Annotated in this window: 21 protein-coding genes; 8 read left to right on the forward strand and 13 right to left on the reverse strand. The window is 67.4% G+C overall.

Features of this window, described 5'->3' with window-relative positions:
• The first annotated feature begins 31 nt into the window (after positions 1–31).
• A complete protein-coding gene (locus tag ABRZ00_RS01745) occupies positions 32–964 on the forward strand; it encodes an Hsp33 family molecular chaperone HslO (protein WP_343835840.1) in 933 nt (310 codons plus the stop codon).
• Between the two features lie 139 nt (positions 965–1103).
• Positions 1104–2114 (forward strand): hypothetical protein, encoded by a 1011-nt coding sequence (locus ABRZ00_RS01750; protein WP_368641355.1) that lies wholly within the window; start codon positions 1104–1106, stop codon positions 2112–2114.
• A gap of 15 nt (positions 2115–2129) precedes the next feature.
• Here ABRZ00_RS01750 and ftsB read toward each other — a convergent pair whose 3' ends face one another.
• From ftsB to ABRZ00_RS01770, 4 genes are all read right to left on the reverse strand, one after another.
• Complete coding sequence (ftsB, locus tag ABRZ00_RS01755; RefSeq protein ID WP_368641354.1) at positions 2130–2405, reverse strand: cell division protein FtsB; 276 nt, start codon at positions 2403–2405, stop codon at positions 2130–2132.
• Between the two features lie 18 nt (positions 2406–2423).
• On the reverse strand, positions 2424–3710 hold the full coding sequence (gene eno / locus ABRZ00_RS01760) for a phosphopyruvate hydratase (RefSeq protein ID WP_343835846.1): 1287 nt from the start codon (positions 3708–3710) through the stop codon (positions 2424–2426).
• A 137-nt stretch (positions 3711–3847) separates the two neighbouring features.
• The gene (gene kdsA / locus ABRZ00_RS01765; protein ID WP_368641353.1) at positions 3848–4702 is read right to left on the reverse strand and encodes a 3-deoxy-8-phosphooctulonate synthase; all 855 of its coding nucleotides are present in this window, start codon (positions 4700–4702) and stop codon (positions 3848–3850) included.
• 28 nt (positions 4703–4730) lie between these two features.
• The gene (locus tag ABRZ00_RS01770; protein WP_343835848.1) at positions 4731–6401 is read right to left on the reverse strand and encodes a CTP synthase; all 1671 of its coding nucleotides are present in this window, start codon (positions 6399–6401) and stop codon (positions 4731–4733) included.
• Between the two features lie 167 nt (positions 6402–6568).
• Between ABRZ00_RS01770 and yghX the strand changes: the two genes are divergently transcribed.
• The gene (yghX, locus tag ABRZ00_RS01775; protein WP_343835850.1) at positions 6569–7456 is read left to right on the forward strand and encodes a YghX family hydrolase; all 888 of its coding nucleotides are present in this window, start codon (positions 6569–6571) and stop codon (positions 7454–7456) included.
• A gap of 15 nt (positions 7457–7471) precedes the next feature.
• On the opposite strand, the gene ABRZ00_RS01780 is transcribed toward yghX, so the two are convergent.
• Positions 7472–8758 carry an aspartate aminotransferase family protein gene (locus ABRZ00_RS01780; protein ID WP_368644634.1) on the reverse strand — a complete coding sequence of 429 codons (1287 nt, stop codon included), beginning with the start codon at positions 8756–8758 and terminating at the stop codon, positions 7472–7474.
• Between the two features lie 249 nt (positions 8759–9007).
• On the opposite strand from ABRZ00_RS01780, the gene ABRZ00_RS01785 reads away from it, so the two are divergent.
• Positions 9008–10429: a PLP-dependent aminotransferase family protein gene (locus ABRZ00_RS01785; protein WP_368644388.1), complete on the forward strand. Its 1422-nt coding sequence runs from the start codon at positions 9008–9010 to the stop codon at positions 10427–10429.
• A 13-nt stretch (positions 10430–10442) separates the two neighbouring features.
• Here ABRZ00_RS01785 and ABRZ00_RS01790 read toward each other — a convergent pair whose 3' ends face one another.
• Genes ABRZ00_RS01790 through ABRZ00_RS01805 form a run of 4 tightly spaced genes read right to left on the reverse strand, consistent with a single transcriptional unit; the run spans position 10443 to position 14101 of the window.
• Positions 10443–12251: an aminopeptidase P family protein gene (locus ABRZ00_RS01790; protein WP_368644389.1), complete on the reverse strand. Its 1809-nt coding sequence runs from the start codon at positions 12249–12251 to the stop codon at positions 10443–10445.
• An 11-nt stretch (positions 12252–12262) separates the two neighbouring features.
• Positions 12263–12916, reverse strand: a complete 654-nt coding sequence (locus tag ABRZ00_RS01795) for a CoA transferase subunit B (protein ID WP_343835854.1) — start codon at positions 12914–12916, stop codon at positions 12263–12265.
• Between the two features lie 11 nt (positions 12917–12927).
• Complete coding sequence (locus ABRZ00_RS01800; protein WP_343835855.1) at positions 12928–13623, reverse strand: CoA transferase subunit A; 696 nt, start codon at positions 13621–13623, stop codon at positions 12928–12930.
• Between the two features lie 40 nt (positions 13624–13663).
• Positions 13664–14101, reverse strand: coding sequence for an acyl-CoA thioesterase (locus ABRZ00_RS01805; RefSeq protein ID WP_368640352.1), 438 nt, complete (start codon positions 14099–14101; stop codon positions 13664–13666).
• A gap of 131 nt (positions 14102–14232) precedes the next feature.
• On the opposite strand from ABRZ00_RS01805, the gene ABRZ00_RS01810 reads away from it, so the two are divergent.
• On the forward strand, positions 14233–15879 hold the full coding sequence (locus ABRZ00_RS01810) for an electron transfer flavoprotein-ubiquinone oxidoreductase (RefSeq protein ID WP_368640351.1): 1647 nt from the start codon (positions 14233–14235) through the stop codon (positions 15877–15879).
• A gap of 75 nt (positions 15880–15954) precedes the next feature.
• Positions 15955–16608 carry a MarC family protein gene (locus ABRZ00_RS01815; protein ID WP_343835859.1) on the forward strand — a complete coding sequence of 218 codons (654 nt, stop codon included), beginning with the start codon at positions 15955–15957 and terminating at the stop codon, positions 16606–16608.
• Positions 16609–16673: 65 nt separating this feature from the next.
• Here the strand turns inward: ABRZ00_RS01815 and acs are convergent, their stop codons facing one another.
• The 3 genes from acs to ABRZ00_RS01830 all read right to left on the reverse strand — a co-directional run bounded on the left by acs (position 16674) and on the right by ABRZ00_RS01830 (position 22033).
• Positions 16674–18653, reverse strand: coding sequence for an acetate--CoA ligase (gene acs, locus ABRZ00_RS01820; RefSeq protein WP_368640350.1), 1980 nt, complete (start codon positions 18651–18653; stop codon positions 16674–16676).
• Positions 18654–18755: 102 nt separating this feature from the next.
• Entirely contained in the window at positions 18756–20150 is a 1395-nt protein-coding gene (locus ABRZ00_RS01825) for an MFS transporter (RefSeq protein ID WP_368644390.1), read from the reverse strand.
• Entirely contained in the window at positions 20147–22033 is a 1887-nt protein-coding gene (locus ABRZ00_RS01830; RefSeq protein WP_343835863.1) for a propionate--CoA ligase, read from the reverse strand. Before ABRZ00_RS01830 ends, ABRZ00_RS01825 begins: the two co-directional genes overlap by 4 nt.
• A 384-nt stretch (positions 22034–22417) precedes the next feature.
• On the opposite strand from ABRZ00_RS01830, the gene ABRZ00_RS01835 reads away from it, so the two are divergent.
• On the forward strand, positions 22418–23005 hold the full coding sequence (locus ABRZ00_RS01835) for a C40 family peptidase (RefSeq protein WP_343835864.1): 588 nt from the start codon (positions 22418–22420) through the stop codon (positions 23003–23005).
• Between the two features lie 16 nt (positions 23006–23021).
• Here the strand turns inward: ABRZ00_RS01835 and ABRZ00_RS01840 are convergent, their stop codons facing one another.
• Entirely contained in the window at positions 23022–23426 is a 405-nt protein-coding gene (locus ABRZ00_RS01840) for a DUF2325 domain-containing protein (RefSeq protein WP_343835865.1), read from the reverse strand.
• Positions 23427–23678: 252 nt separating this feature from the next.
• Between ABRZ00_RS01840 and ABRZ00_RS01845 the strand changes: the two genes are divergently transcribed.
• Complete coding sequence (locus ABRZ00_RS01845; RefSeq protein WP_368644391.1) at positions 23679–24896, forward strand: amino acid ABC transporter substrate-binding protein; 1218 nt, start codon at positions 23679–23681, stop codon at positions 24894–24896.
• Positions 24897–24904: the final 8 nt, after the last annotated feature.

The following is a 24904-nucleotide window of genomic DNA, read 5'->3' on the forward strand; positions in this document are numbered from 1 at the left end:
GCGCCTGGCCGCGCACTCCCGGAATCCCCGCATGAGCGATGTTCTGAAAAAATACCTGACCGCCGACCGCAGCACCCGCATCCAGGCCCTGCGCCTGACCCAATCCTGGCAGACCGGCCTGGCCCACCAGGACCTGCCCCCGGCGCTCGTCGGCCTGCTCGGCGAACTGACCGCCGCCAGCGCATTGCTGGCCAGCAACATCAAGTTCGACGGCTCGGTCGTCCTGCAACTGCAGGGCAACGGCCCTGTGCGCCTCATCATGGTGGAATGCACCTCGGCACTGGACCTGCGGGCCACCGCCCACCTGCGCGAAGGCGCGACGCTGCCGCCGGGGGCCGGCCTGCAGGACATGCTCAACCCCGACGACCAGGGCCGCTTCACCGTGATGCTCGACCCTTCGGGACGCCAGGCCGGCGCGACCGCCTACCAGGGCATCGTGCCCCTGGAAGGCGATACCGTCGCCGCCGTCCTGGAACACTACATGAAGCATTCGGAACAACTGGATACCCGGCTCTGGCTTGCCGCCGATGGGCACGCTTGCGCGGGGCTGCTGCTGCAGCGCATGCCGGGCGAATCGACCCCGGCCGGCGCGGCGGAGCAGACCGGCGACTCCAACGAAACCTGGGCGCACTGCACGACCCTGGCCGACACGCTCAAGCGCGAAGAACTGCGCACGACCGATACCGACACCCTGATCCGCCGCCTGTTCTGGGAAGACGACTTGCTGGTCTTCCCGGAACAAGCCGTGCGCTGGCACTGCCCCTGCAGCCGCGAACGGGTCGCCGGCATGCTGCGCACGCTGGGCCGGCCGGAAGTCGACAGCATTCTGGCCGAGCAGGGCCACGTACACATCGCCTGCAACTTCTGCGGCCAGCCCTACGATTTCGACGCCGTGGATTGCGCCGCCCTGTTCGCCGACGACTCCGGTTCACTGCAGGCGCCCGGGTCGGATTCGCTGCACTGAAGCCCCGCGCGACGGCTCGATCCGGGCCCCACCCGGACCCCATCCCGGCCCTGCCCGACCGCGGACGGGCACGGGCGAAACCGTCACGGCGTAATTGCCACACTAGTCGAACCGGGGCGCGGGCCGCATACTGCCCCGCATGTTCCTTCCACGCCCCGGTCCGGCCGGGCTTGCCCGCGCCGCCGCCCATCCGATGCCGCGGCATGCCTCCGCCTGCCGCGCCTGTTCACGCGGCCGCCAGCGCGGCGCGGGGGCGGCGGGCTTTCTGCTGGCGGCCATTCCGATCCTGACGCTGGGGCTGGGCGGCGTGGAAGCCGCCCACTGGTCCGGCCTGCGCCAGACGCTCAGCCTCGCCTTGATGGAATCCGCCCGGGCAGGCGCCGTGCGCCAGGCCAGCCCTCAAGCCATCGCCCAGGCATTCGAGCACGGCTTGCGCATGGTCTACCCCGATCCCGACGCAGCCGGCCGGGCGCTGCGGACGCGCCGCACCACACTGGGCATCCCTTGGCACATCCGCATCGTGCGGCCTTCGCCCGCCGCATTCCTGGATCATGCCGATCCCGACCTGCTCACCCCTCGGGATCATCCGGGCCAGGCCTTGATCCGCAACGATTACCAGCCGCTGCAGCAGGCTCGCCGCCTGGCCCAGGGCTGGCCGGCGGGACGCGGCCCGCGGTCCGGCCTGACGATCCAGGAAGCCAACACGCTGGTCCTGGATCTCTGGTGGCCGCACCGTCCCCTGGTGCCGGGCACGGCGCTCCTGCTGCGCGCCCTGGCGCCGCTGGCCGCAGACCCTGTCCAGGCCCGCCTGATGGCGGCCGGCTATCTGCCCTTTCGCCGCCGGGCCGGCATCGCCATGCATTCGCACCCGGCCGCCTGGCCGGATCTCGCGGACGGCCGGGTCACGCACGAAGCGATGCCGCAGGGGTGGCTGGCGGCGATCCCGGCACAGGGCGGCACGGCCGGGCCGCTCGAGGCCGCCGTTCCGGCAGCCGGGCAGACGCCGGGCGAAGCGGCGCCAGCCGGGCCGTCGCCCGCTCCGCAGCCTCCGGGCGCGCAGGAAGCGCCGGGCGCAAACGCCACAGCACGGGATGAGGGAATGGAAGCGGACGCCGGGCCCGGCGCCGCCGCGTGCGAGCCGGCGCCCTGAAACCGGCGGCCCTGATCAGGGCCGGGGCAGAATCTGGACGAAGTATTCGCCTTCGCGAATCATGTTCAGTTCGCTGCGGGCACGCTCCTCGATGGCCGAAATCCCGGTCTTGAGATCCTGGACTTCAGCCTGCAAGGCGTTGTTGCGCGCCACCAGCGCCTCGTTCTGCTCGGTCTCCGTCTGCACCTGCGCCTGGAGATCGCGCAGGCTGAGCCAGCCGCCCTTGCCCCACCACAGCGGATACTGTGTCGCCACGGTCAGGGCCAACAGGACGAGGCTCAGCAGGCGCATGGGAGCCAGCGCGCGGCGTCAGCGCAGGTTATAGAAGGCCGACACGCCCGGATAGGCGGCGACCTCGGCCAGCTCTTCCTCGATGCGCAAGAGCTGATTGTATTTCGCCATGCGGTCGGAACGCGACAGAGAGCCGGTCTTGATCTGCATGGCGTTGGTCGCCACCGCGATATCCGCGATGGTGGAGTCTTCGGTTTCGCCGGAGCGGTGCGAGATCACCGCCGTATAGCCGGCGCGCTTGGCCATCTCGATGGCGGCGAAGGTTTCGGTCAGGGTGCCGATCTGGTTGATCTTGATGAGGATCGAATTGGCGATGCCCTGCTGGATGCCTTTTTGCAGGATCCTGGTATTGGTGACGAACAGATCGTCGCCCACCAGTTGCACCTTGCGGCCCAACTGCTCGGTCAGCAGCCGCCAGCCATCCCAGTCGTCTTCGGCCATGCCGTCTTCGATGCTGACGATGGGGTATTTGTCGCACCAGGACGCCAGCAGGTTGGCGAAATCCTGGGAACTGAGCGCGATGCCGCCCTCGCCGGCCAGATGGTACTTGCCGTCGCGGTAGAACTCGGAACTGGCGCAATCCAGACCCAGCACCACCTGGGAACCGGCCTCGTAGCCCGCCTCGCCGATGGCCTTCAGGATCAACTCGATCGCGGCCTCGTGGTTGGCCACATTGGGGGCGAAGCCGCCCTCGTCGCCCACCGCCGTGGACATGCCGCTGGCGCCGATGATTTTTTTCAGGGCGTGGAAGATCTCGGCCCCCATGCGCAGCGCCTCGCGAAAGCTCGCGGCGCCCACCGGGAGGATCATGAATTCCTGCAGGTCCAGGGTGTTGTTGGCGTGCGCCCCGCCGTTGATGACGTTCATCATCGGCACCGGCATCTGCATCGGGCCGCTGCCGCCGAAATAGCGGTACAGCGACAGGCCGGCGTCGTCGGCGGCCGCGCGGGCCACCGCCATGCTGGCCGCCAGAATGGCATTGGCGCCCAGGCGGCTCTTATCCTCGGTGCCGTCCAGATCGATCAGGGTGCGGTCGATGAAGGTCTGTTCCTGGGCGTCCAGGCCCATCAGGGCCTCGGAGATCTCGGTATTGACGTGTTCGACGGCCCGCAGCACGCCCTTGCCCAGATAGCGGGTCTTGTCGCCGTCACGCAGTTCGATGGCTTCGCGCGAGCCGGTGGACGCGCCCGATGGCACCGCCGCCCGCCCCATGGCGCCCGATTCGAGCAGCACGTCGCATTCCACGGTGGGGTTGCCGCGCGAGTCGAGGATTTCGCGTCCGATGATGTCTACGATTGCACTCATGGTCTGACAGTCCTGCCTGTGAGGGATGGGTGAAAAGAGGAAATCCCGCCATTTTAACGGGATGCCGGAAGAGCCAGTCTACCCCGGGACTCCGGCCGGTCGCACGCGGCGATGTTTATAACGACTATTCAGCGGCCTCACAGGCCGCCGTCTTGCAGCATGCCCGATTGCTTGACGCTGCGGTCGAGCGCGGCCAGGCATTCCAGCAGCGTGCGCATCCGGCCCAGCGGCACGGCGTTGGGGCCGTCGGACAACGCCTGGTCGGGGTCCGGATGGGTTTCCATGAACACGCCCGACACGCCGGCCGCCACCGCGGCCCGCGCCAGCACCGGCACGAATTCGCGCTGGCCGCCGGAATGCGTGCCCTGGCCGCCCGGCAACTGGACCGAATGGGTGGCGTCGAACACCACCGGGCATCCGGTGCCGCGCATGATCGCCAGCGAGCGCATGTCCGACACCAGGTTGTGATAGCCGAAGGACGCGCCGCGCTCGCAGACCAGGATGTTGCCGCCGTCGCCGCCGGCGTCGATGGCCGCTGCGCGCGCCTTGGCCACGACCTGGGTCATGTCCTCGGGCGCCAGGAACTGGCCTTTCTTGATGTTGACGGGCTTCAGCGTGGCTGCGCACGCCTGGATGAAATCCGTCTGGCGGCACAGGAAGGCCGGCGTCTGCAGCACATCGACCACCGCCGCGACCTCGCGCGCCTGGCCGGCCTCATGCACGTCGGTGAGCACCGGCACGCCCAGTTGGCTGCGCACATCGTCCAGGATCTTCAGGCCTTCGTCCAGGCCCGGCCCCCGGAACGAGGCGCCCGAGCTGCGGTTGGCCTTGTCGAAGGAGCTCTTGTAGATGAAGGGAATCCCGAGCGCCCGCGTCATTTCCTGAAGGACGCCGGCCGTCTCGAAAGCCAGTTCGCGCGACTCGATGACGCAGGGCCCGGCGATCAGGAACAGGGGATGCTCGAGACCGGCCTGGAAATGACACAATTGCATGGGAACTCCTTGGACGGGGCGGCCGGGCTCAGGCCTTTTCGGCCGCCCGGGGCTTTTCCGACTGGCGCCGCTGGTAGGCCAGCGCGGCCTGGATGTAGCTGGTGAACAACGGATGACCGTCGCGCGGCGTGGAGGTGAATTCCGGATGGAACTGCACGCCCATGAACCACGGATGCGAGGGGATTTCCATGATTTCCGGCAGGTTTTCCGTGGGCGTTCGAGCGCTGATCACCATGCCGGCCTCTTCCAGGCGGTGCACGTAGACGTTGTTGACCTCGTAGCGGTGGCGATGGCGCTCGTTGACCTCGGGCCCGTAGATTTCGTAGGCGCGGGTGTCCGGCTTGACGGGGCAGCGCTGGGCGCCCTTGCGCATCGTGCCGCCCAGATCGGATCCGGCGTCGCGCTTCTCGACCTTGCCTTCGCGATCCTGCCATTCGGTGATCAGCGCCACCACCGGGTGGGCCGCCGAGGGATCGAATTCGGTGCTGTTGGCCCCGCCCAGGCCCGCGACGCTGCGGGCGAATTCCACGACGGCCAGTTGCATGCCCAGGCAGATGCCCAGGTAGGGGATGCCGTGCTCGCGGGCGTAGCGGATCGCCTTGATCTTGCCTTCGGTGCCACGCTTGCCGAAACCGCCCGGCACCAGGATGGCGTCCAGCCCGGCCAGGCAGGCCGTGCCCTGGCTCTCGATTTCTTCGGAATCCAGATACTCGATGTGAACGCGGGAATGCGTATGGATGCCCGCGTGCACCAGCGCCTCGGACAGGGATTTGTAGGACTCGGTCAGGTCGACGTACTTGCCCACCATGCCGATGGTGACCGATTCGCGGGGGTTTTCCAGATCGTGCACCAGGCGGTCCCAGACCGTCAGGTCGGCCGGCGGCGGGGTGAGGGCCAGCGCGTCGCAGACCAGGCTGTCCAGCCCCTGCTTGTGCAGCATGGCGGGAATCTTGTAGATCGAATCGGCATCCCAGACCGAGATCACGGCATCCAGGGGCACGTTGGAGAACAAGGAAATCTTGGCGCGCTCGTCGTCGGGCACGGGGCGGTCGGCGCGGCACAGCAGCGCGTTCGGGTAGATGCCGATTTCCCGCAGCTTCTGTACCGAGTGCTGGGTCGGCTTGGTCTTGAGCTCGCCGGCCGACGCAATGTAGGGCACCAGCGTCAGGTGCACGAAGGCGCACTGGTTGCGGCCCAGGCGCAGGCTCATCTGGCGCGCGGCCTCCAGGAAAGGCAGCGACTCGATATCGCCCACCGTGCCGCCGATTTCCACGATGGCCACGTCGGCCTGGCCATCGAAGGCCGCCTTGGCGCCCCGGGCGATGAAATCCTGGATCTCATTGGTGATGTGGGGGATGACCTGCACGGTCTTGCCCAGGTAGTCGCCCCGGCGCTCTTTGCGCAGGACCGACTCATAGATCTGGCCGGTGGTGAAGTTGTTGACCTTGTGCATCCGGGCGGACACGAAGCGCTCGTAGTGGCCCAGGTCCAGGTCGGTTTCCGCGCCGTCCTCGGTGACGAAGACCTCGCCGTGCTGAAAGGGGCTCATGGTGCCCGGATCCACGTTGATGTAGGGATCCAGCTTCAGCATCGTGACCCGCAGCCCGCGGGATTCGAGGATCGCGGCCAGAGAGGCCGCGGCAATGCCTTTGCCCAGGGAGGAGACAACGCCCCCCGTGACGAATACGTATTTGGTCATGTCGGATAGGAGCCCGGTGTGGACGGGCGCAGCGGGAAATGGGAATTATAGCCGCTCGGGCCGCCGCCCGGCAGGCGGTTTTGCGCCGCGCATGCGTGCTTTACCGCAGCCCCGGTCTCGCCTACCATAGTTCCTGTCGTCATCCACGAACGCCCGGGGAGAACGCCATGCCCAGGTTGACCGCCCAGGATTTTGCGCCGGAACTGCTGGAACTCTACGACTTCTACGCGCACGGCCTGATCGACCGGCGCGAATTCCTCGGCCGCGCATCCCGGTTCGCCGCCGGCGGCCTGAGCGCCGCCGCCCTCCTGGCCGCGTTATCGCCCGATTACGCGCTGGCCGTGCAGGTGCCCTTCACCGACCCGGACATCCACGCCGAGTACATCACCTACCCGTCGCCCAAGGGCAACGGCACCGTGCGCGCCTACCTCGTGCGGCCCGCCCAGGCGGCCGGCGACGTTCCGGGCGTCGTGGTCGTCCACGAGAACCGCGGTCTCAACCCCTACATCGAAGACGTCGCGCGGCGCCTGGCGAAGGCGGGCTTCATGGCGCTGGCGCCTGACGGCCTGAGCGCCAAGGGCGGCTACCCAGGCAACGACGACCAGGGCCGCGAACTGCAGCGGCAGATCGACCCGGTCAAGCTGATGAACGACTTCTTCACCGCCATCGAATTCCTGCCGACCGTGGCCGGATCGACACGCAAGGTCGGCATCATCGGATTTTGCTACGGCGGCGGCGTGGCCAACGCGGCGGCCGTCGCCTACCCCGAACTGGCGGCGGCCGTGCCGTTTTACGGCATGCAGCCGCGCCCCGAAGATGTGCCCCGCATCCAGGCGCCGCTGCTGCTGCACTACGCGGGGCTGGATGCGAGGGTCAATGCCGGCTGGCCGGCCTACGAGGCGGCGCTGAAAGCCGGCGGCAAGGTCTACGAGGCCCACCTCTACCCGGACGTGAACCACGGATTCCACAATGACTCCACCCCGCGCTACGACCAGGCGGCCGCCGAACTGGCCTGGAGCCGCAGCATCGCCTGGTTCAAGCGCTGGCTGGCGTAGGCTCCGGATCCCGCATCAATCCACGGTGCGCAGAACCGCCGAGATCGTCTCGAACAACTGCGCGATCTGCGCTTCTTCGATGATGAGCGGCGGCGACAGCGCGATGGTGTCGCCCGTATACCGCACCAGCACCCCCTGATCGAAACAGCGGTTGAAGACCTCGGCGGCGCGCGCGCCGGGCCGGCCCGGACGCGGCTCCAGTTCGATCCCGGCGACCAGGCCCAGGGTGCGGATGTCGATCACGTGCGGCGCGCCCTTGAGTGCGTGCGCGGCGTCACCGAAAGCGCCGGACAGGCTGCGGGCACGTTCGAACAAGCCCTCGTCGCGGTAGAGCTCCAGCGTGGAGAGAATGGCGGCGGTCGCCATGGGATGGGCCGAAAAAGTATAGCCATGGAAGAACTCGATGCCGCCTTCGGCGGCATCCACCACCGCATCGTAGATCCCCCGGCGCACGGCCACGCCGCCCGCGGGCACCGCCGCGTTGCAGACCCCCTTGGCAAAGGTGATCAGATCCGGCGTGACGCCGAAGCACTCGCTGGCGGTGGCCGCGCCCAGGCGCCCGAAGCCGGTGATGACCTCGTCGAAGATCAGCAGGATGCCGTGCTTTTCAGTGATGGCCCGCAGCCGTTCCAGATACCCCTTGGGCGGCAGCAGCACCCCGGTGGAGCCGGCCAGGGGTTCGACGATGACCGCTGCGATGGTGGAGGCGTCGTGCAGGGCGATGATGCTTTCCAGGGCGTCGGCGAAGTGCTCCCCGCCCCAGGCCGGCTGGCCCCGCGAAAAGGCGTTGTGCGCCAGATCGTGGGTATGCGGCAGGTGATCCACCCCTGGCAGCAGCACGCCCGAGAATGCTTTGCGGTTGGGCGAGATGCCGCCCACCGAAATGCCGCCGAAGCCCACGCCGTGGTAGCCGCGCTCGCGCCCGATCAGGCGTGTGCGCTGGCCCTCGCCCCGGGCGCGGTGATAGGCCAGCGCCATCTTCAGGGCCGTATCGACCGATTCCGACCCCGAATTGGTCAGAAAGATGCGGTCCAGCCCCTCGGGCATCAGGGCCGCGATTTCCGTGGCCGCGCGGAAAGAATCTTCGTGGCCGATGTTGAAGCTGGACGCGTAATCCAGGGTTTCGGCCTGGCGATGCAGGGCCGCGACGATGGATTCCCGCCCGTGGCCCGCGTTGACGCACCACAGGCCCGCCGTGCCGTCCAGAATCCGCCGGCCATCGGTATCGGTGTAGTACATGCCTTTGGCCGAAGCCAGCAGGCGCGGATGCGCCTTGAACTGCCGGTTCGCCGTGAACGGCATCCACAAATGGGACAGATCCGGTGCAACCGAAGAAGCGGGACTCATGATGCGACCTCTCAAGAACGGACAATCGGAAGGCGTCGGATTCATTCTGGATCGGCAGTGGCGCAAAGAACATACACGGTGCTAGGATGGAGTCCTTACTGTATTGGCCGTATTCGACAAACCGTATTGGCCGAGCGAAGCATTCCACCCACCGTGCCGGCCTGGCGGCCTTTTCATGCGAATTCTCCGTTTCCGACCCCGGCCATGATTCTGTTCACGCCACAGCGCCAGGCGCCCGACGGGCGGACCCTGGTCGACCAGGCCGCCGACGCGATCGAGCAGGCCATCCAGGACCGGATCCTGCGCCCCGGCATGGCGCTGCCGTCGATCCGGCAATTCGCGCACGATCACCGCCTGTCCACCTTTACGGTCATGGCCGCCTACAACCGCCTCGTCGCCTGCGGACGGCTCCAGGCCCGCCCCGGCATCGATTACCGCGTCGCCCGCCGCGAAGCCGCCCGCCCTTCCGCCCCCGCCTGGCAGATGCCGCAGGTCGGGCCCGCCTGGCTGCTGTCGGACGTCTTCGCGGATCATTCTGTCTCGATCAAGGCGGGGTGCGGATGGCTGCCCCCCGACTGGCACAACGAGGCCGGCCTGCAGCACGCCCTGCGCCAACTGGCGCGGGTGCCCGTGGGCCAGATGGCCTCGTACGGCCACCCGCTGGGCTACCAGCCCTTGCGCGAACACATCGCCGATCACCTGGGCGGCTACGGCCTGGAATCGGCCGCCGGGCAGATCCTGCTCACCCACGGCGCGACGCAGGCGCTGGACATCGTGATCCGGACCGCGCTGCGGACTGGCGACCATGTGGCCGTCGAAACGCCCTGCTACGCCAATCTGTTGCGCCTTCTCGCCTTGAACGGGATCGTCGCGCACGGGGTGCCCCGCACCCCGGAAGGACTGGACGAGAATGTCCTGGAGGCCCTGGCGCGCGCCCACCCTCTGCGCGCCGTCTTCGTATCCTCGGCGCTGCACAACCCGACGGGGGCGAGCTTGACGATGGCGGGCGCTTTCCGGCTGCTGCAACTGGCGGAGCGCCACGATCTGCTGGTGGTGGAAGATGACGTATCGCGCGAGCTGCTGCAAGAGCCCGCGCCGTTGCTGACCGCGCTCGCCAGCACGCGGCGCGTCGTCTACATCTCGGGCTTTGCCAAGAGCGTGATGCCGTCCCTGCGGGTCGGCTATCTGCTCTGCGATGCGGGCCTGCTGCAGCGGTGCGCCCAGACCAAAATGTCGCTCGGCCTGACTTCAGCGGAAATCATGGAGCGCGCAGCCTACCGGGTGCTGCGCGATGGCCGGCAGGGCGCCTACCTGCGCAGCGTGCGGGAGCGCCTGGGCCAGGCTCACGACCAGGTCTGCCAGATGATGCGCGAAACGGATTTCGAGATTGCCGTCGAACCGGGCGCGGGCCTGTTCCTGTGGGCAAGGCCCCGCCAGACGCCCGCGGGCCCGCAGGGTGCCGTCGGCCTCGCGGCCCGGGCGCTGCAGGCCGGCATCTGGCTGGCGCCGGGCGCCTATTTCTACCCGGATCAGCGCGACGAGGGCTGGTTCCGTTTCAATGTGGCGTATTCGGCCAATCCGGCGCTCTGGGCGTTCTTTCGCAAGGCTGCGGCGGCCGGCGCCTGAGCGCGCCCAGGCCTTACAACGGCTCGGTGCGCGCCAGCAGCCAGTCCCGCGCCGCACCGTCCACCAGGGGCAGCAAGCGTTCGCGCACGCGGGCATGATAGGCATCCAGCCAGGCGGTTTCGTCGGCTGAGAGCTGCTCGCGCACGACGCACCGCGTATCGATCGGGCACAGCGTCACGGTCTCGAATGCCAGGAACGAGCCGAAACCGGTCTGCCCGGCCGGCACGGCCAGCACCAGGTTCTCGATGCGGATGCCCCACTGGCCGTCGCGGTACAGGCCGGGCTCGTTGGAAGTCAGCATGCCGGCTTTCATGCCCTGATGGGCCCGCGCATGGCCGCGCACCGAGATCGACTGCGGGCCTTCGTGGACGTTCAGGAAATAGCCGACGCCGTGACCGGTGCCGTGGCCGTAATCCAGCCCCCGGCGCCACAGCGGCATGCGCGCCAGCGTATCCAGCACCGAGGAAGGCGTGTCTTCCGGGAAACGGGCCCGCGCCAGGGCGATATGGGCCTGCAGCACGGTGGTGTAGTCGGCGCGCTGCTCGGCCGAGGGCGAGCCGACGGGAACGACCCGGGTGATGTCGGTGGTGCCGCCCAGGTATTGCCCGCCGGAATCGATCAACAGCAGGCCATCGCCCTGGATGACCGCATGGGATGCTTCCGTGGCGCGGTAGTGCGGCATGGCGCCGTTGGCATTGAAGCCGGCGATGGTGGCGAAACTGAGACTGACGAAACCCGGCCGACGGGCGCGCGCCGCCGACAGATGCGTATCGACGTCGATCTCTGTCAGGCGCCGGCCCGACGCCAGGGCGGCTTCGAACCAGGCGAAGAATTCGCACAAGGCGGCGCCGTCCTGCGCCATGGCCTGACGGATCTGGTCGGCTTCGGCCTGGGTCTTGACGGCTTTCAGCAGTTGGGACGGATTGATGGCCTCGATGCGGCGCACCCCGGGCGCATGCGACAGCGTGCCCGCCGTGACCCGCGCCGGATCCACCAGCAGCCCGGCGCCCGCCGGCAGACCGGCCAGATCGGCGGCCAGCGCATCGTAGTCGCACAGCACCACCCCATCGGCCGCCAGCCGGGCGGCCAACGCGGCATCGACCTTGCCGGCCGCCACGTAGAGACGTACCTGCTTTTCATCCAGCAGCGCATGCGCCAGGAAGACCGGGTTGTAATCCACATCGGCGCCGCGCAGATTGAGCAGCCAGGCGATGTCATCCAGCGAGGACAGCAGATGCCAGGCGGCGCCGTGGCCGCGCATGGCGGCGCGCACGGCCTCCAGGTTGCCGGCCCGCGTGCGGCAGGCATGCGGCGGCATGTGCTCGAAGACCGGCGCGGCGGGCAGGGCCGGCCGGCCGGCCCAGACGGCGCCGACCGGATCCCGCCCCAATTCCAGCGCCATGCCCTCTGCCTCAAGCCCGGCCCGCCAGCGCCGTTCCGAAGCCAGGTCCATCACCCGGCCATCGACCGCCACCCGGTCGCCGCGCGCCAGATGCGCCAGCGCCCAGTCCAGGGGATCCGGCACGTCCGGCGCGCCGGCGCGCATCAGCACAATGCCCGAGCCCTGCAACTGGGTTTCGGCCTGGACCCAGTAGCGGCTGTCGGTCCACAGGCCGGCGAAATCCGCCGTGACCAGCAGGCTGCCCGCCGACCCGTCGAAGCCCGATAGCCAGGCGCGCGCAGCCCAGTGCTCGGGCAGGTATTCCGACAGATGCGGATCGGCGGTCGGTACGAGGCAGGCGCCCAGGCCCGCTTGCGCCAGTTGCCCGCGCAGGGCGGCGACGCGTTCGGCGGGCGTCGCCGGGGGATGCTGCAGAGTCACGGCGATTTCCTTCAGGCGACGGCGGACACGTCCAGCTTGGCGGACGTCTTGGCGCGGATTTCTTCCACCGTCACGCCCGGGGCGAGTTCGGTCAGGCGCAAGCCATCGCCGGTGACTTCCATCACCCCCAGGTCGGTGATGATGAGGTCCACCACGCCGACCCCGGTCAGCGGCAGCGTGCACTCGGGCAGCAGCTTCAGGGATTCGGTGCCGTCCTTGGCGCGCGCGACGTGCTCCATCAGCACCACGACCTTGCGCACGCCGGCCACCAGATCCATGGCGCCGCCCATCCCCTTGATCATCTTGCCGGGAATCATCCAGTTGGCCAGGTCGCCGTTTTCGGACACCTGCATGGCCCCCAGGATGGCCAGATTGATCTTGCCGCCCCGGATCATGGCAAACGAGTCCGCCGAAGCGAAGATCGAGGAGCCCGGCAGCGTCGTCACGGTCTGCTTGCCGGCGTTGATCAGGTCGGCATCGACCTCGTCGTCCGTGGGGAAGGGGCCGATGCCCAGCAGGCCGTTTTCCGATTGCAGCCAGACCTCCATGCCCTCGGGCACGTAGTTGGCGACCTTGGTCGGCAGGCCGATGCCCAGATTGACGTAAAACCCGTCTTGCAATTCCTGCGCGGCGCGTGCCGCCATTTGTTCGCGATCCCAAGCCATGTTCTGCCTCCTTATTGACGGACGGTGCGTTGTTCGATGCGCTTTTCGGGATGCGCGTTCAGGACGATGCGGTGCACGTAGATGCCCGGCAGATGGACCTCGTCCGGATCGAAGGTGCCGGTCGGCACGATTTCCTCGACCTCGACGATGGTGACGCGGCCCGCCATGGCGACGTTGGGATTGAAATTGCGCGCCGTGCGGCGAAACAGCAGATTGCCGCTGCGATCCGCCTTCCAGGCCTTGACCAGGGAAACGTCGGGCACCAGGGCGCGTTCCAGGATGTAGGTGCGGCCGTCGATCTCGCGGGCTTCCTTGCCTTCGGCCACCACGGTGCCCACGCCGGTGGCGGTGAAGAACGCCGGGATGCCGGCGCCGCCCGCGCGCAGCTTCTCGGCCAGCGTCCCCTGGGGCGTGAATTCCAGCTCCAGCTCGCCCGCCAGGTACTGGCGTTCGAATTCCTTGTTTTCGCCCACGTAGGACGCAATCATCTTGGTGATCTGGCGCGTGGACAGCAACTGCCCCAGGCCGAATCCATCAACCCCCGCGTTGTTGCTGATGCAGGTGAGGTTGCGCACGCCCGAATCCCGCAGGGCCGCGATCAGGGCTTCGGGGATGCCGCACAGCCCGAAGCCGCCGACGGCGATCATCTGCTGGTCGGCCACGACGCCGCGCAAAGCGGCCTCGGCACTTTCATAGACTTTATCCATACGACGGTTCCTTTGTAGATGAACAGAAATCGGAGGCGCGTCAGGCGGCGAAGCAGCGATCCATCGCCCGCCGGTCGGCGTCGGTCCAGGGCACGGGCCGGCCGGTGCCGCCATCGGCGCACACCAGCACGTTGCGGCCGCGCGCATGCAGCGTGCGGGCATCGCCGGCATCCGCGATCCAGCAGTCCAGCTCCAGGCTGGTCCGGCCGGTGCGCACGCGCTTCATGCCGACGACGACACGGGCAGGATACATCAGCGGAATGAGAAAATCACAGGAGGCGTGGGCCAGCACGCCATAGCGTCCGCCCGCGCCGTCCAGGCCCATCGCGGCAAACAAACGTACGCGGGCTTCTTCAAAGTAGCGGAAGTAGGCGACGTTGTTGACGTGGCGCAGGGCGTCCATATCGCCCCAGCGGACATCGACCAGGGTTTCAAACGTTCCGGAAGGTGTTTGAATATCAAGGGGTTCCGACGACACAGGCAGTCTCCTCATGGCCGGCCGGAGAGGCCGGCGGCACAGGTGCAGTATAGCGATCTGCAATACAATGGCCCGCAACACGGCGGGGTCCGGCCCCGCCCAACGCTCATCAAGCAATGGGAATCGCATCCATGACCGAACGTGAATCGATGGAGTACGACGTCGTCGTCGTAGGCGGCGGGCCGGCCGGGCTTTCAGCGGCCATCCGCCTCAAGCAACTGGCCGCCGAGCGCGGCCAGGAAGTCAGCGTCTGCGTACTGGAAAAAGCCGCCGAGATCGGCGCTCACATCCTGTCGGGCGCCGTGATGGATCCCCAGGCCCTGAGCGAGCTGATCCCCGACTGGAAAGAGCGCGGCGCCCCGCTGGATGTGGCCGTCACCGACGACCGCTTCCTCTTCCTGACCGAGTCGGGCGCGCGCGCCACCCCGGCCTGGCTGCTGCCCGACTGTTTCAAGAACCACGGCAACTACATCGTGCGCCTGGGCTACGTCACCCGCTGGCTGGGCGAGCAGGCCGAGGCGCTGGGCGTGGACGTATTCCCCGGCTTCGCCGCCGCGCAAGTCCTCTACACCGAATCCGGCGCCGTGCGCGGCGTGCTGACCGGCGACATGGGCGTGGCGCGCGACGGCAGCCACACCGACGCCTACCAGCCCGGCATGGAGCTGCTGGCGCGCTACACGATCTTCGCCGAAGGCTCGCGCGGGCACCTGGGCCGCCAACTGCTCGAAAAATACCGCCTGGACGCCGGCCGGGATCCGCAAAGCTACGCCATCGGCATCAAGGAACTCTGGGAAGTCGATCCCGCACAGGCCCGTCCCGGCATGGTCATGCACACGGCCGGCTGGCCGCTGGATTCGGACACCTACGGCGGCTCTTTCCTGTATCACCTGAACGACAACCTGGTGGCCGTGGGCCTGGTCGTGGGCCTGGACTACGCCAACCCCTGGCTTTCGCCCTTCGAGGAATTCCAGCGCTACAAGACCCATCCGGCGATCCGCACCACCTTCGAGGGAGGCAAGCGCATCGCCTACGGCGCGCGTTCGCTGACTGCGGGCGGGCTGCTGTCAATGCCCAAGCTCTGTTTCCCCGGCGGGGTGCTGGTGGGCTGCGAGGCCGGCATGCTGAACGCTTCCCGCATCAAAGGCAGCCATTCGGCGATCAAATCCGGCGCTCTGGCCGCCGAGGCCGCCTTCGACGCGCTGGCCGCCGGCCGCAGCCACGACGAGCTCACCGCCTACCCGGCCGCCTTCGAGCGCTCCTGGCTGCACGCCGAACTGAACAAATCGCGCAACTTCAAGCAGTGGTTCAAGAAGGGCCGCACCATCGGCACGCTGATGACCGGCATCGAGCAGTGGCTGTTCAAAGGCAAGATGCCCTGGACCATCCACCGCACCAAACCCGATCACGCCTGTCTGCAGCCGGCCGCCGAGTGCGCGCGCATCGACTACCCGAAGCCCGACGGCAAATTGACCTTCGACCGCCTCAGCTCGGTGTTCATCTCCAACACCAACCACGACGAGAACGAACCCGTCCACCTGACGCTGAAGGACGACACCGTTCCGGTCGCCGTCAATCTGGCGAAGTTCGGCGGTCCCGAAGCGCGCTTCTGCCCGGCCGGGGTCTATGAGTTCGTCAAGACCGAAACGGGCGAGGACAAGCTGCAGATCAACGCCCAGAATTGCGTGCACTGCAAGACGTGCGACATCAAGGACCCCACGCAGAATATCGTCTGGGTCACGCCCCAGGGCGGCGAGGGGCCGGTCTACAACGGCATGTAAAATGCGCGCCGGGCGTCCATGCGGCGCCCGGTTCCATTCAATCACGCAGATCTGCCGGGCGGGAGCCCATCGCCGATGGATATCGCCTTCGCCACCAAGTTCCTGGGCGCCCTGTTCGCCATCATGAACCCGTTCATCACCCTGCCGCTGTTCCTGGCGGTCACGGCCAACAAGACCGTGGCCGAGCAACGCAGCCAGGCGGCAGCGATCCTGATCTATACCTTTGCGATGTGCGTCGTCATCTCGCTGGCCGGCAGCCACATCATCCGCTTCTTCGGCGTCAGCCTGGATTCCTTCCGCGTCGCCGGCGGCCTCGTGCTCAGCGGTATCGCGCTGAGCATGCTCAACGGCCAGCCGATCACGTCGCACGAACGCGCCACCCAGGAAAAGAACGCCGGAGGCCCGGCCGCCCGCGCGGACGTCGAGGACAACCCCGCCTTCTACCCCCTGACATTCCCCATGATCGTCGGCCCCGGCACCATCGCCACGCTGATCATCTACGGGGCCCAGGCCCACCAGTCCAGGCAGTACCTCGGCTTCGGCCTGGTGCTGCTGGCGGTCCTGGCGGCGCTCTTCGTCGTGCTGTACTTCGCCGCGTCCATCGGCAAGCTGCTCTCGACCAAGATGCGCGTCATCATGGCCCGCATCATGGGCATGATCCTGGCGGCCATCGCCGTGGAAATGACGTTCGCGGGCCTCAAGGCGCTGTTGCCGGGGCTGGCGCACTGAGCCCCGCCCGGACCGCCCGTTGCGGCGCAGGCGGCCGCGCACGCGCGGCGCAGCGGGCGACACGGCTACCGCACCTGGGACAACTGATCCAGGATGCCGGGATTTTCGAGCGTGGACACGTCCTGGGTGATCGGCTCGCCCTTGGCGACCACGCGCAACAGGCGGCGCATGATCTTGCCCGAACGCGTCTTGGGCAGGTTCTCGCCGAAGCGGATCTCGCGCGGCTTGGCGATGGGGCCGATTTCCTTGGCAACCCAGTCGCGCAACTGCTTGGCCACCGCTGCGGCATCATCGCCCTGCGGCAACGGGCCGTTGAGCACCACGAAAGCCACCACGGCTTCGCCGGTGGTGTCGTCCGGACGGCCGACCACGGCGGCCTCGGCGACCATGTCGTGCGCCACCAGGGCCGACTCGACTTCCATCGTGCCCAGGCGGTGGCCCGACACGTTCAGCACGTCGTCGATGCGGCCCATGATCCAGAAATAGCCGTCCTTGTCGCGCTGCGCACCATCGCCCGCCAGGTAGTAGCCCTTGAGTTCTTCCGGGAAGTAGGTCTTCTTGAAGCGTTCGGGGTCGCCCCAGATCGTGCGGATCATGGAAGGCCACGGACGGCGGATCACCAGGAAACCGCCCTTGCCGCGCTCGACCTCTTCGCCGGTCTCGTCGACGATGGCGGCGTCGATGCCCGGCAGCGGCAGCGTGCAGGAGCCGGGCTTCAACGGAGTCACGCCCGGCAGCGGGGTGATCATGTGGGCGCCGGTTTCCGTCTGCCACCAGGTATCGATCACCGGGCAGCGCTGATTGCCGACATTGTTGTAGTACCAGACCCAGGCTTCGGGATTGATCGGCTCGCCCACCGAGCCGATGATGCGCAGCGAACTGAGATCGAAGGACTTCGGGTGGACCTTGGCATCGGCCTCGGAGGCCTTGGTCAGCGAACGGATGGCCGTCGGCGCGGTATAGAAGATCGTGACCTTGTGTTCCTGGATCATCTTCCAGAAGCGGCCGGCATCCGGATAGGTGGGCACACCCTCGAAGACGATCTGGGTCACGCCGGCGGCCAGCGGGCCGTAGGTGACATAGGAGTGGCCCGTCACCCAGCCCACGTCGGCCGTGCACCAGAACACGTCAGTCGGCTTGGCGTCGAAAGTCCACTTCATGGTCATCAGCGACCACAGCAGGAAACCGGCGCTGGAGTGCTGCACGCCCTTGGGCTTGCCGGTGGACCCGGACGTGTACAGGATGAACAGCGGATGATCGGCGTCGACGGCGACCGGCGGGCAGTCGGTCGACTGGCCCTGGATCACGTCGTGCCACCACAGGTCGCGCTTGGCATCCCACTGGACGTCGGAGCCGGCGCGCTTGTAGGTAATGACCTTGCGCACCGCATCGCAGCCGCCCATGGCCAGCGCCTCGTCCACGGCGCTCTTGAGGGCGATGGTCTTGCCGCCGCGGATCTGCGCGTCGGCCGTGATGATCAGCGTGGCGCCCACGTCGACGGTGCGCTCATGGATGCTCTTGGCCGAGAAGCCGCCAAACACCACGGAATGGATGATGCCCAGGCGGGCGCAGGCCTGCATGGCCACCACCGCCTCGATGGACATGGGCAGGTAGATGACGGCGCGCTCGCCGGTCTTGAAGCCCTGCGCCTTGAGGGCATTGGCGAACTGCGACACGCGGGCGAGGAGTTCTTTATAGGTGACTTTGGTCACCTGGCCGTCGTCGGCCTCGAAGATGAGGGCGGTGCGGTTTTCGGTGGGGGTGCCCAGATGCTTGTCCAGGCAGTTGGCCGAGACGTTCATCTGGCCATCGGGATAGAACTTGTAGAACGGTTTGCTGGACTCGTCCAGCACCTGGGTGAAGGGCTTGGTCCAGACCAGGTTCTCGTTCGCCAGACGGGCCCAGAAGGCGTCGGGGTCGCGCCTGGCTTCGTCGCAAAGGGCCTGATAGCCCTCCATGCCCGACACGTTGGCCTGCTTGACGAGGTCTTCAGGGGGCGGAAACACCCGGTTTTCCACCAATATGGATTCAATCTCCGTGGTCATGGCTCGCTCCTGTGTTTAGTGATGCATTCACTTTATGTTTGAATGTTGCAACCGTACCGCACGATGCTTACTCGATACTGACAAATGCAACCCGCTCCCGGCTCAGGCGCCGGATGCCCGGCCCCGCAGCGGCGCGGGCGCCGCGCCCGCATCCCGGGCGCGAAGGCCGCGTTCGAAATCCAGCCGCCTCAACAGCGCCAGGCCGGCCAGGAAGAACAGGCCGGTCGCCAGCAGGGCGGCGCGGTGATTGCCCTCCGTGACCCAGACCAGCACCCCGTAGGACAACGGCCCGACGACGGCCGCCAGTTGCACGGCGAACGTCCAGAGGGCAAAGAATTCGGCCGGCCGGCCGGCCGGCGCCAGCACCCCGACCATGGCCCGCCCCGCGCTCTGGCTGGTGCCCATGCACAGGCCCGCCAGGGCGGCGGCCGACCAGAACACCGCCAGCGAATGGGCCGAGACCGCCAGCAGCACCATGGCGATCCAGCCCAGCAGGGTCAGGGCCAGCGCCTTGCGGTGGCCGATGCGATCCTGCAGGTAGCCGAAGCTGAAGGCCCCGACCGCCGCGCCGATGTTCACCAGGAACACCAGCAGCATGGTCTGCTGCATGCCGAAACCCATGACTTCGGTGGCATAGACGGCCGACAGCGTGATCACCACTGCGATCCCCGCCTGATAGCAGGCGATGCACATCAGCAGGCGCCGGAAATCAGGGAAATCACGGCGGGTCTCGCGCCACGCCGCCCGCAATTGGGCCAGCATCGCGACCGGCTCCCGGCCGGCGCCCGCCACGGGCTCGCGCAGCCACAAGAAGGCCGGCAACGCCGATACGGCGAACAAGGCGGCCGTCACCCCCATGATCCAGGGCACGTAATCCTGGGCGGCCAGCCCGCCGGACTCGGCCGTGGCCGCCACCCACAGCGCCAGGCCCAGGGCCAGCATGCCGCCGAAATAGCCGAAGCTCCAGCCCCAGCCGGACACCCGCCCCATGGACTCGGGCCGCGCCAGCCCCGGCAGAAACGAAGCGACCGCCGACTCTCCGATGCAATAGCAGACATTGGACAGCGCCAGCCACAGCAGGCCCCGGACGATGTCGCCCGGCCCCACGCTGGCGAGCGCGGCCGTGGCCAGCACGCATCCGGCGGTGCTGAGAAACAGCAGCCGGCGGTGGCCGGCGCGGGCATCCGCCCGCGCACCCAGGCCCGGCATCCACAGCATCACCACCAGATAAGATGAAGACAGCGCCGCCGTCAGCGCCAGGGTGCCCCAGCTTTTGCCAGCGGCCACCACGCCGACGAAATAGGCGTTGAACACCGTGGTCAGCACGACCGTGGTGTAGCCGGAATTGGCAAAGTCGTACATCGCCCAGGACCAGACCTCTCGCCGCCCCACCCCCGGCCTCAGCGGCGAGGCGGCGCACCCGGCGTCCCCGGGCCCGCCCGAAGGCGCCGGCCGAGGCCCGGCCGCCGGTTCGGAAATATCCCGGGAATCGCTCACAGTGCGGCGCGGATCTGGTCGAGCGCGCCCGGATCCTCGATCGTCGTCAGGTCGCCCGGATCGCGTCCTTCGCACAAGGCCACGATGGCCCGGCGCAGGACCTTGCCCGAACGCGTCTTGGGCAGGCTATTGACGAACAGGATGCGCGCCGGGCGGGCAACGGCGCCATTGCGCTGCTCGATGACGCGCTTGATCTCGGCTTCGAGCCGGTCGCGGGCGCCGGTCTCGTCCAGGGCCGCCGGATTGCGCAGGACGGCGAAAGCCATGGCCTCCTGGCCCTTGAGCTGATCCGCCACCCCCACCACGGCCGATTCCGCCACGGCCGGGTGCGTATTGACGGATTCTTCGATCTCGCGCGTGCCCAGACGATGCCCGGCGACGTTGATGACGTCGTCCGTACGGCCCAGGATGTACCAATAGCCGTCTTTGTCCACCAGGCCCCAGTCCGAGGTGGAATAGCAGAGACGGCCGGGAAAGGACTGGAAGTACGTGCGCACGAAACGCTCGTCGTCTCCCCAGATCGTGCTCATCGCCCCGGGCGGCAGCGGCGGCTCGACCGCCACCACACCTTTCTGGCCCGGGCCGCAGTCCTGGCCCGTGGCCTCGTCGATCACCCGCGCATCGTAGCCGTAGACCGGGAAGGACGGGCTGCCGAAACGGGTCGGGACTTCCTCGACGCCGGGCTGGGCGGACAGGATCGGCCAGCCGGTCTCGGTCTGCCAGTAATTGTCGATCACCGGTTTTCCCAGCGCCTCGGACAGCCATTGGCCCGTCAGTTCGTCGAGCGGCTCGCCCGCCAGGTAGATGCGGTCGAGGCTGGACAGATCGTGGCGGCTGAGCAGCGCAGGATCATGCTTTTTCAGGACGCGGATCGCCGTCGGCGCGGAAAACAGCGCATTGACGCGATGATCCTCGACGATGCGCCAGAGAATGGCGGCATCCGGGCGCACCGGCGTGCCCTCGTACATGACGGTGGCCTGGCCATTGAGCAGCGGCCCGTAGACCACGTATGAATGGCCCACCACCCAGCCCACGTCGCTGCTGGAAAAATAGACGTCGCCCGGCTTGCCGCCGTAGATGTATTCCATGGATGCGCACAGCGCCACCGCATAGCCGCCGACGTCGCGCTGGACGCCTTTGGGATTCCCGGTGGTGCCCGACGTATAGAGGATATAGCTGGGCTCGTTGGATTCGAGCCAGACGACCGGCACCTGGGCATCCAGGTGGCGCGCCCGCAGCGATGCGTATTCCAGATCCCGGCCTGCGGTCAGTTCCATGGGCGCCAGGCCCCGGTTCACCAGCACGACGCGCTCGGGGGCGTGGGACGACTGGGCGATCGCCTGGTCGAGCAGCGGCTTGTAGGCAATGGGCCGCCCGCCGCGCGAACCGGCATCGGTGGACACGATCACGCGCGGCCTGGCGTCGTCGATGCGCTGGGCCAGGTTGTGCGCGGCAAAGCCGCCGAAGACGACCGAGTGGATGGCCCCGAGCCGGGCACAGGCCAGCATGAAGAAAGCCGCCTGGGGGATCATGGGCAGATAGATCAGCACGCGATCGCCCTGGACGACCCCGAGTTCCCGCAGCGTGGCCGCGGCGGCATTGACCTCGCGCGCAAGATCCGCGCGGGTATAGACGATTTCCTGGTCGACCTCCGTGGAAACCCAGATCAAGGCGGGCTGGTCTCCCTGGGTGTCGAGCCAGCGATCCACGGCGTTGTAGCACAGGTTGGTGCGCCCGCCGACGAACCAGCGCGCGAACGGCGGGCGTGAATAATCCAGGACCTGGGTGAAGGGGGTTTCCCAGTGGATGCGCTGGGCCTCGTGCGCCCAGAAGGCCTCCCGGTTCTGGATCGACTGGCGATGGAACTCGCGGACTTTCTGCATGGATCGTCTCCGGTGCCACCCTGCGGCCCGTATGGGCTGCGGGTGTTTCTATAGGAAATGAATGGGTGACATGCTACACCCAGGCTCCGAACTTACAATGTCATCCTGACACCAGACTGACGCCGGCGCTTTACGCCGCCGGCCTGATCCACTACACTTTGCCAGTTGTCCGCAGGGCGGGCAACCTACCAGATCAACCCGGCGTCCGGCATCCGGCCAGTCAGCGACCCGCGTCGCGGTCTTTCGACCGCCCGCGGCCACGCAAGACGGCTGCGGGCGACGACATCCGCCAGCCATCCGCCCATGCCACCGCCCCATCGACCGCCAGATCAGCCGCACCCGTCCCGCCCGTTGGCTGGCCGATCCCTGAAGCTGCTGCTGTGCATGAGCCTCGCGATCCTTGCGGGTTGCGCCAACCAGCCGCGCAAGACGGCCGACGCCGACCTCTCCTCCAATCACCTGCTGCGCAACAGCTACCTGCTCAGCACCCAATCCGACCCCCTGGGCGCCTGGCTGGACAACAAACGCAGCCTGGCCATCGATTACGCCGACTCCGAAACCTTCGGCGCCAGCCCGGCGCCCAAGAGCATGGTGTCCACCGCCATGAAATTCCTGGGGGTCAAGTACCGCTACGGGGGCGACTCACCGGGCGAAGGCTTCGACTGCAGCGGCCTGGTCGCCTACGCGGCCGAAAAATCCCTGGGCCTCAAGCTGCCCCGCCAGGCGCGCGAACAGGCCCGGCAAGGCATTTCCGTGAACCGCGATGAACTGCGGCGCGGCGACCTGGTGTTCTTCAACACCCTGGGCCACCGGTTCTCGCACGTCGGCATCTACCTCGGCGATCACAAGTTCCTGCATGCGCCGCGCACCGGCGCCTCCATCCGCGTCGAAAGCATGGACGTCGCCTACTGGCGCAAGCGCTACAACGGCGCGCGCCGTCTCCAGGTTCCGCCCGAAACCGCCCGGCGCTGACCGCCTCTTTCCCGCATCAGCCCTGCAGCGCCAGCCCCCCCTGCGCGCCGCGCCTCTTGTACGACGGCGCGCGCGTGGCCGACCGCGCCGCATCGTCTTCGCGCAACGGGCACGCTTTACAGTACCCGCACTGATCCAGCGCCTGCTGCATGCTGCACACCGACCGGCGGCACACCAGCACGCGCACGCCGGCGCGTTGCGCCGCCAGGCGGAACGTCTTCATCACGTTATGCCCCAGGAAATCCGTCAGCAGGATGACCAGATCCGTGCCCGAGGGCAGGGAAGGCGCTTTCTTCTGATGGGCCGGGTCGCGGCCGCTGATGTGGTGACGGATGGCGATATTGTGATCACGCAGCAGGTCGGGGATATTGCCCAACCGATCCGCGCCGACGATCAAAGCACTGACTTGGGATTGCGCCATGGGAGTTCTCCTGGGATGGCCGGTGCGGCATGACCGGCTCGTCATCATGGTTTTGATAGTTAATGATAATCATTCCCATTAACAAACGCAATTAGATTGGATGTAACAAATTTCTCCGACGCCTCAGGATTTACCCTGAGCGCGCGCATCCGCTCCGCAGCGATTCAGCTTGCCGTCAAGGTGCGTTCAGAAAATTGTTACCCCTTGCGGCGCACACTTTCCGGCAAGCCATCTTCCAACCGGAGACACATCATGCACACACTATGGCGCGACGGCCTGCCCTGCGCAGCCCTGGCCCTGGCCCTGAGCCTGGGCGCATCCACCAGCCAGGCGGCCGGCAACGAAATCGTCCTGGGCGCTTCAGTCCAACTGACCGGTCCCGTGGCCAACACGGGGCGCTACTACAAGGATGCCTATGAACTGGCGGTCGATCAGATCAACCGCAAAGGCGGCATCAAGGTCGGCGGCAAGCAATACACGCTGGCCCTGAAAATCTACGACAACCAATCCGACGTCAACCTCAGCGTGCGCCAGTACACGCAACTGGTTTCCAAGGACAAGGTGGACTTCCTGCTCGGCCCCTTCGCCAGCAACTTCGCCCTGGCCGATTCCGCCGTCTCGGAAAAATACCGGATCCCGATGGTGCAAGGCGGCGGCGCCTCGGACCAGATTTTCTCGCGCGGCTTCAAGTACGTCTTCGGCACCCTGGCGCCCGCCAGCAATTACTTCGGCAGCACCATCGCCATGCTCAAGCAACTCAAGCCGATGCCCGCCCAGGTCGCCCTGCTCTACGCGGACGACGCGTTCGACGTCTCCGTGGCCAAGGGCACCCGCCCCCTGCTGGAGCAGGCCGGCTTGAAGATCGCCCTCGACGAGCGCTACAGCAGCAATGCCAGCGACTTCAACACCCTGCTGTCGCAGATCAAGGCCAAGCAGGTCGACGCCGTGCTGGTGGCGGGGCACGAGACCGAGATCCTGAACTTCCTGCGCCAGGCCAAAAGTCTGGACGTCTCGCCCAAGCTCTACTCCTTCACCGTGGGCGTGCCCAGCGAAGACTTCCGCAAGGCCCTGGGCGCGGACGCCGAATATGCCTTCGGCATGACCGCGTGGCTGCCCAGCGAGGACCTGAAGGACGACTGGTTCGGCGATGCGGCCCAGTTCGCCAAGGCCTGGGGCGCCCGGTACCGCTATGAGCCGGACTACCACGCCGCCTCGGGCGCGGCCGATGTCGAAGCCATCGTGAAGGCCATCGAGAAGGCCGGCACGCTCGATCCCAAGGCGGTGCGCGACGCCCTCGCCGCCAGCGACTTCCAGAGCCTCTACGGGCACATCGCCTTCGCCGGCAACGGCCAGATCGATCTCGACCAGACGGTGATCCAGGTGCAGGGCGGCAAACCGGTGGCCGTGTTCGACGGCCGCACATTCCTGCGCGACGCGAAATACCCGATGCCCGACTGGTCCCAGCGCTGACCCTTCTT

Source organism: Castellaniella ginsengisoli (assembly GCF_040955415.1).
In the GTDB taxonomy this organism is placed as follows: domain Bacteria; phylum Pseudomonadota; class Gammaproteobacteria; order Burkholderiales; family Burkholderiaceae_B; genus Castellaniella; species Castellaniella ginsengisoli.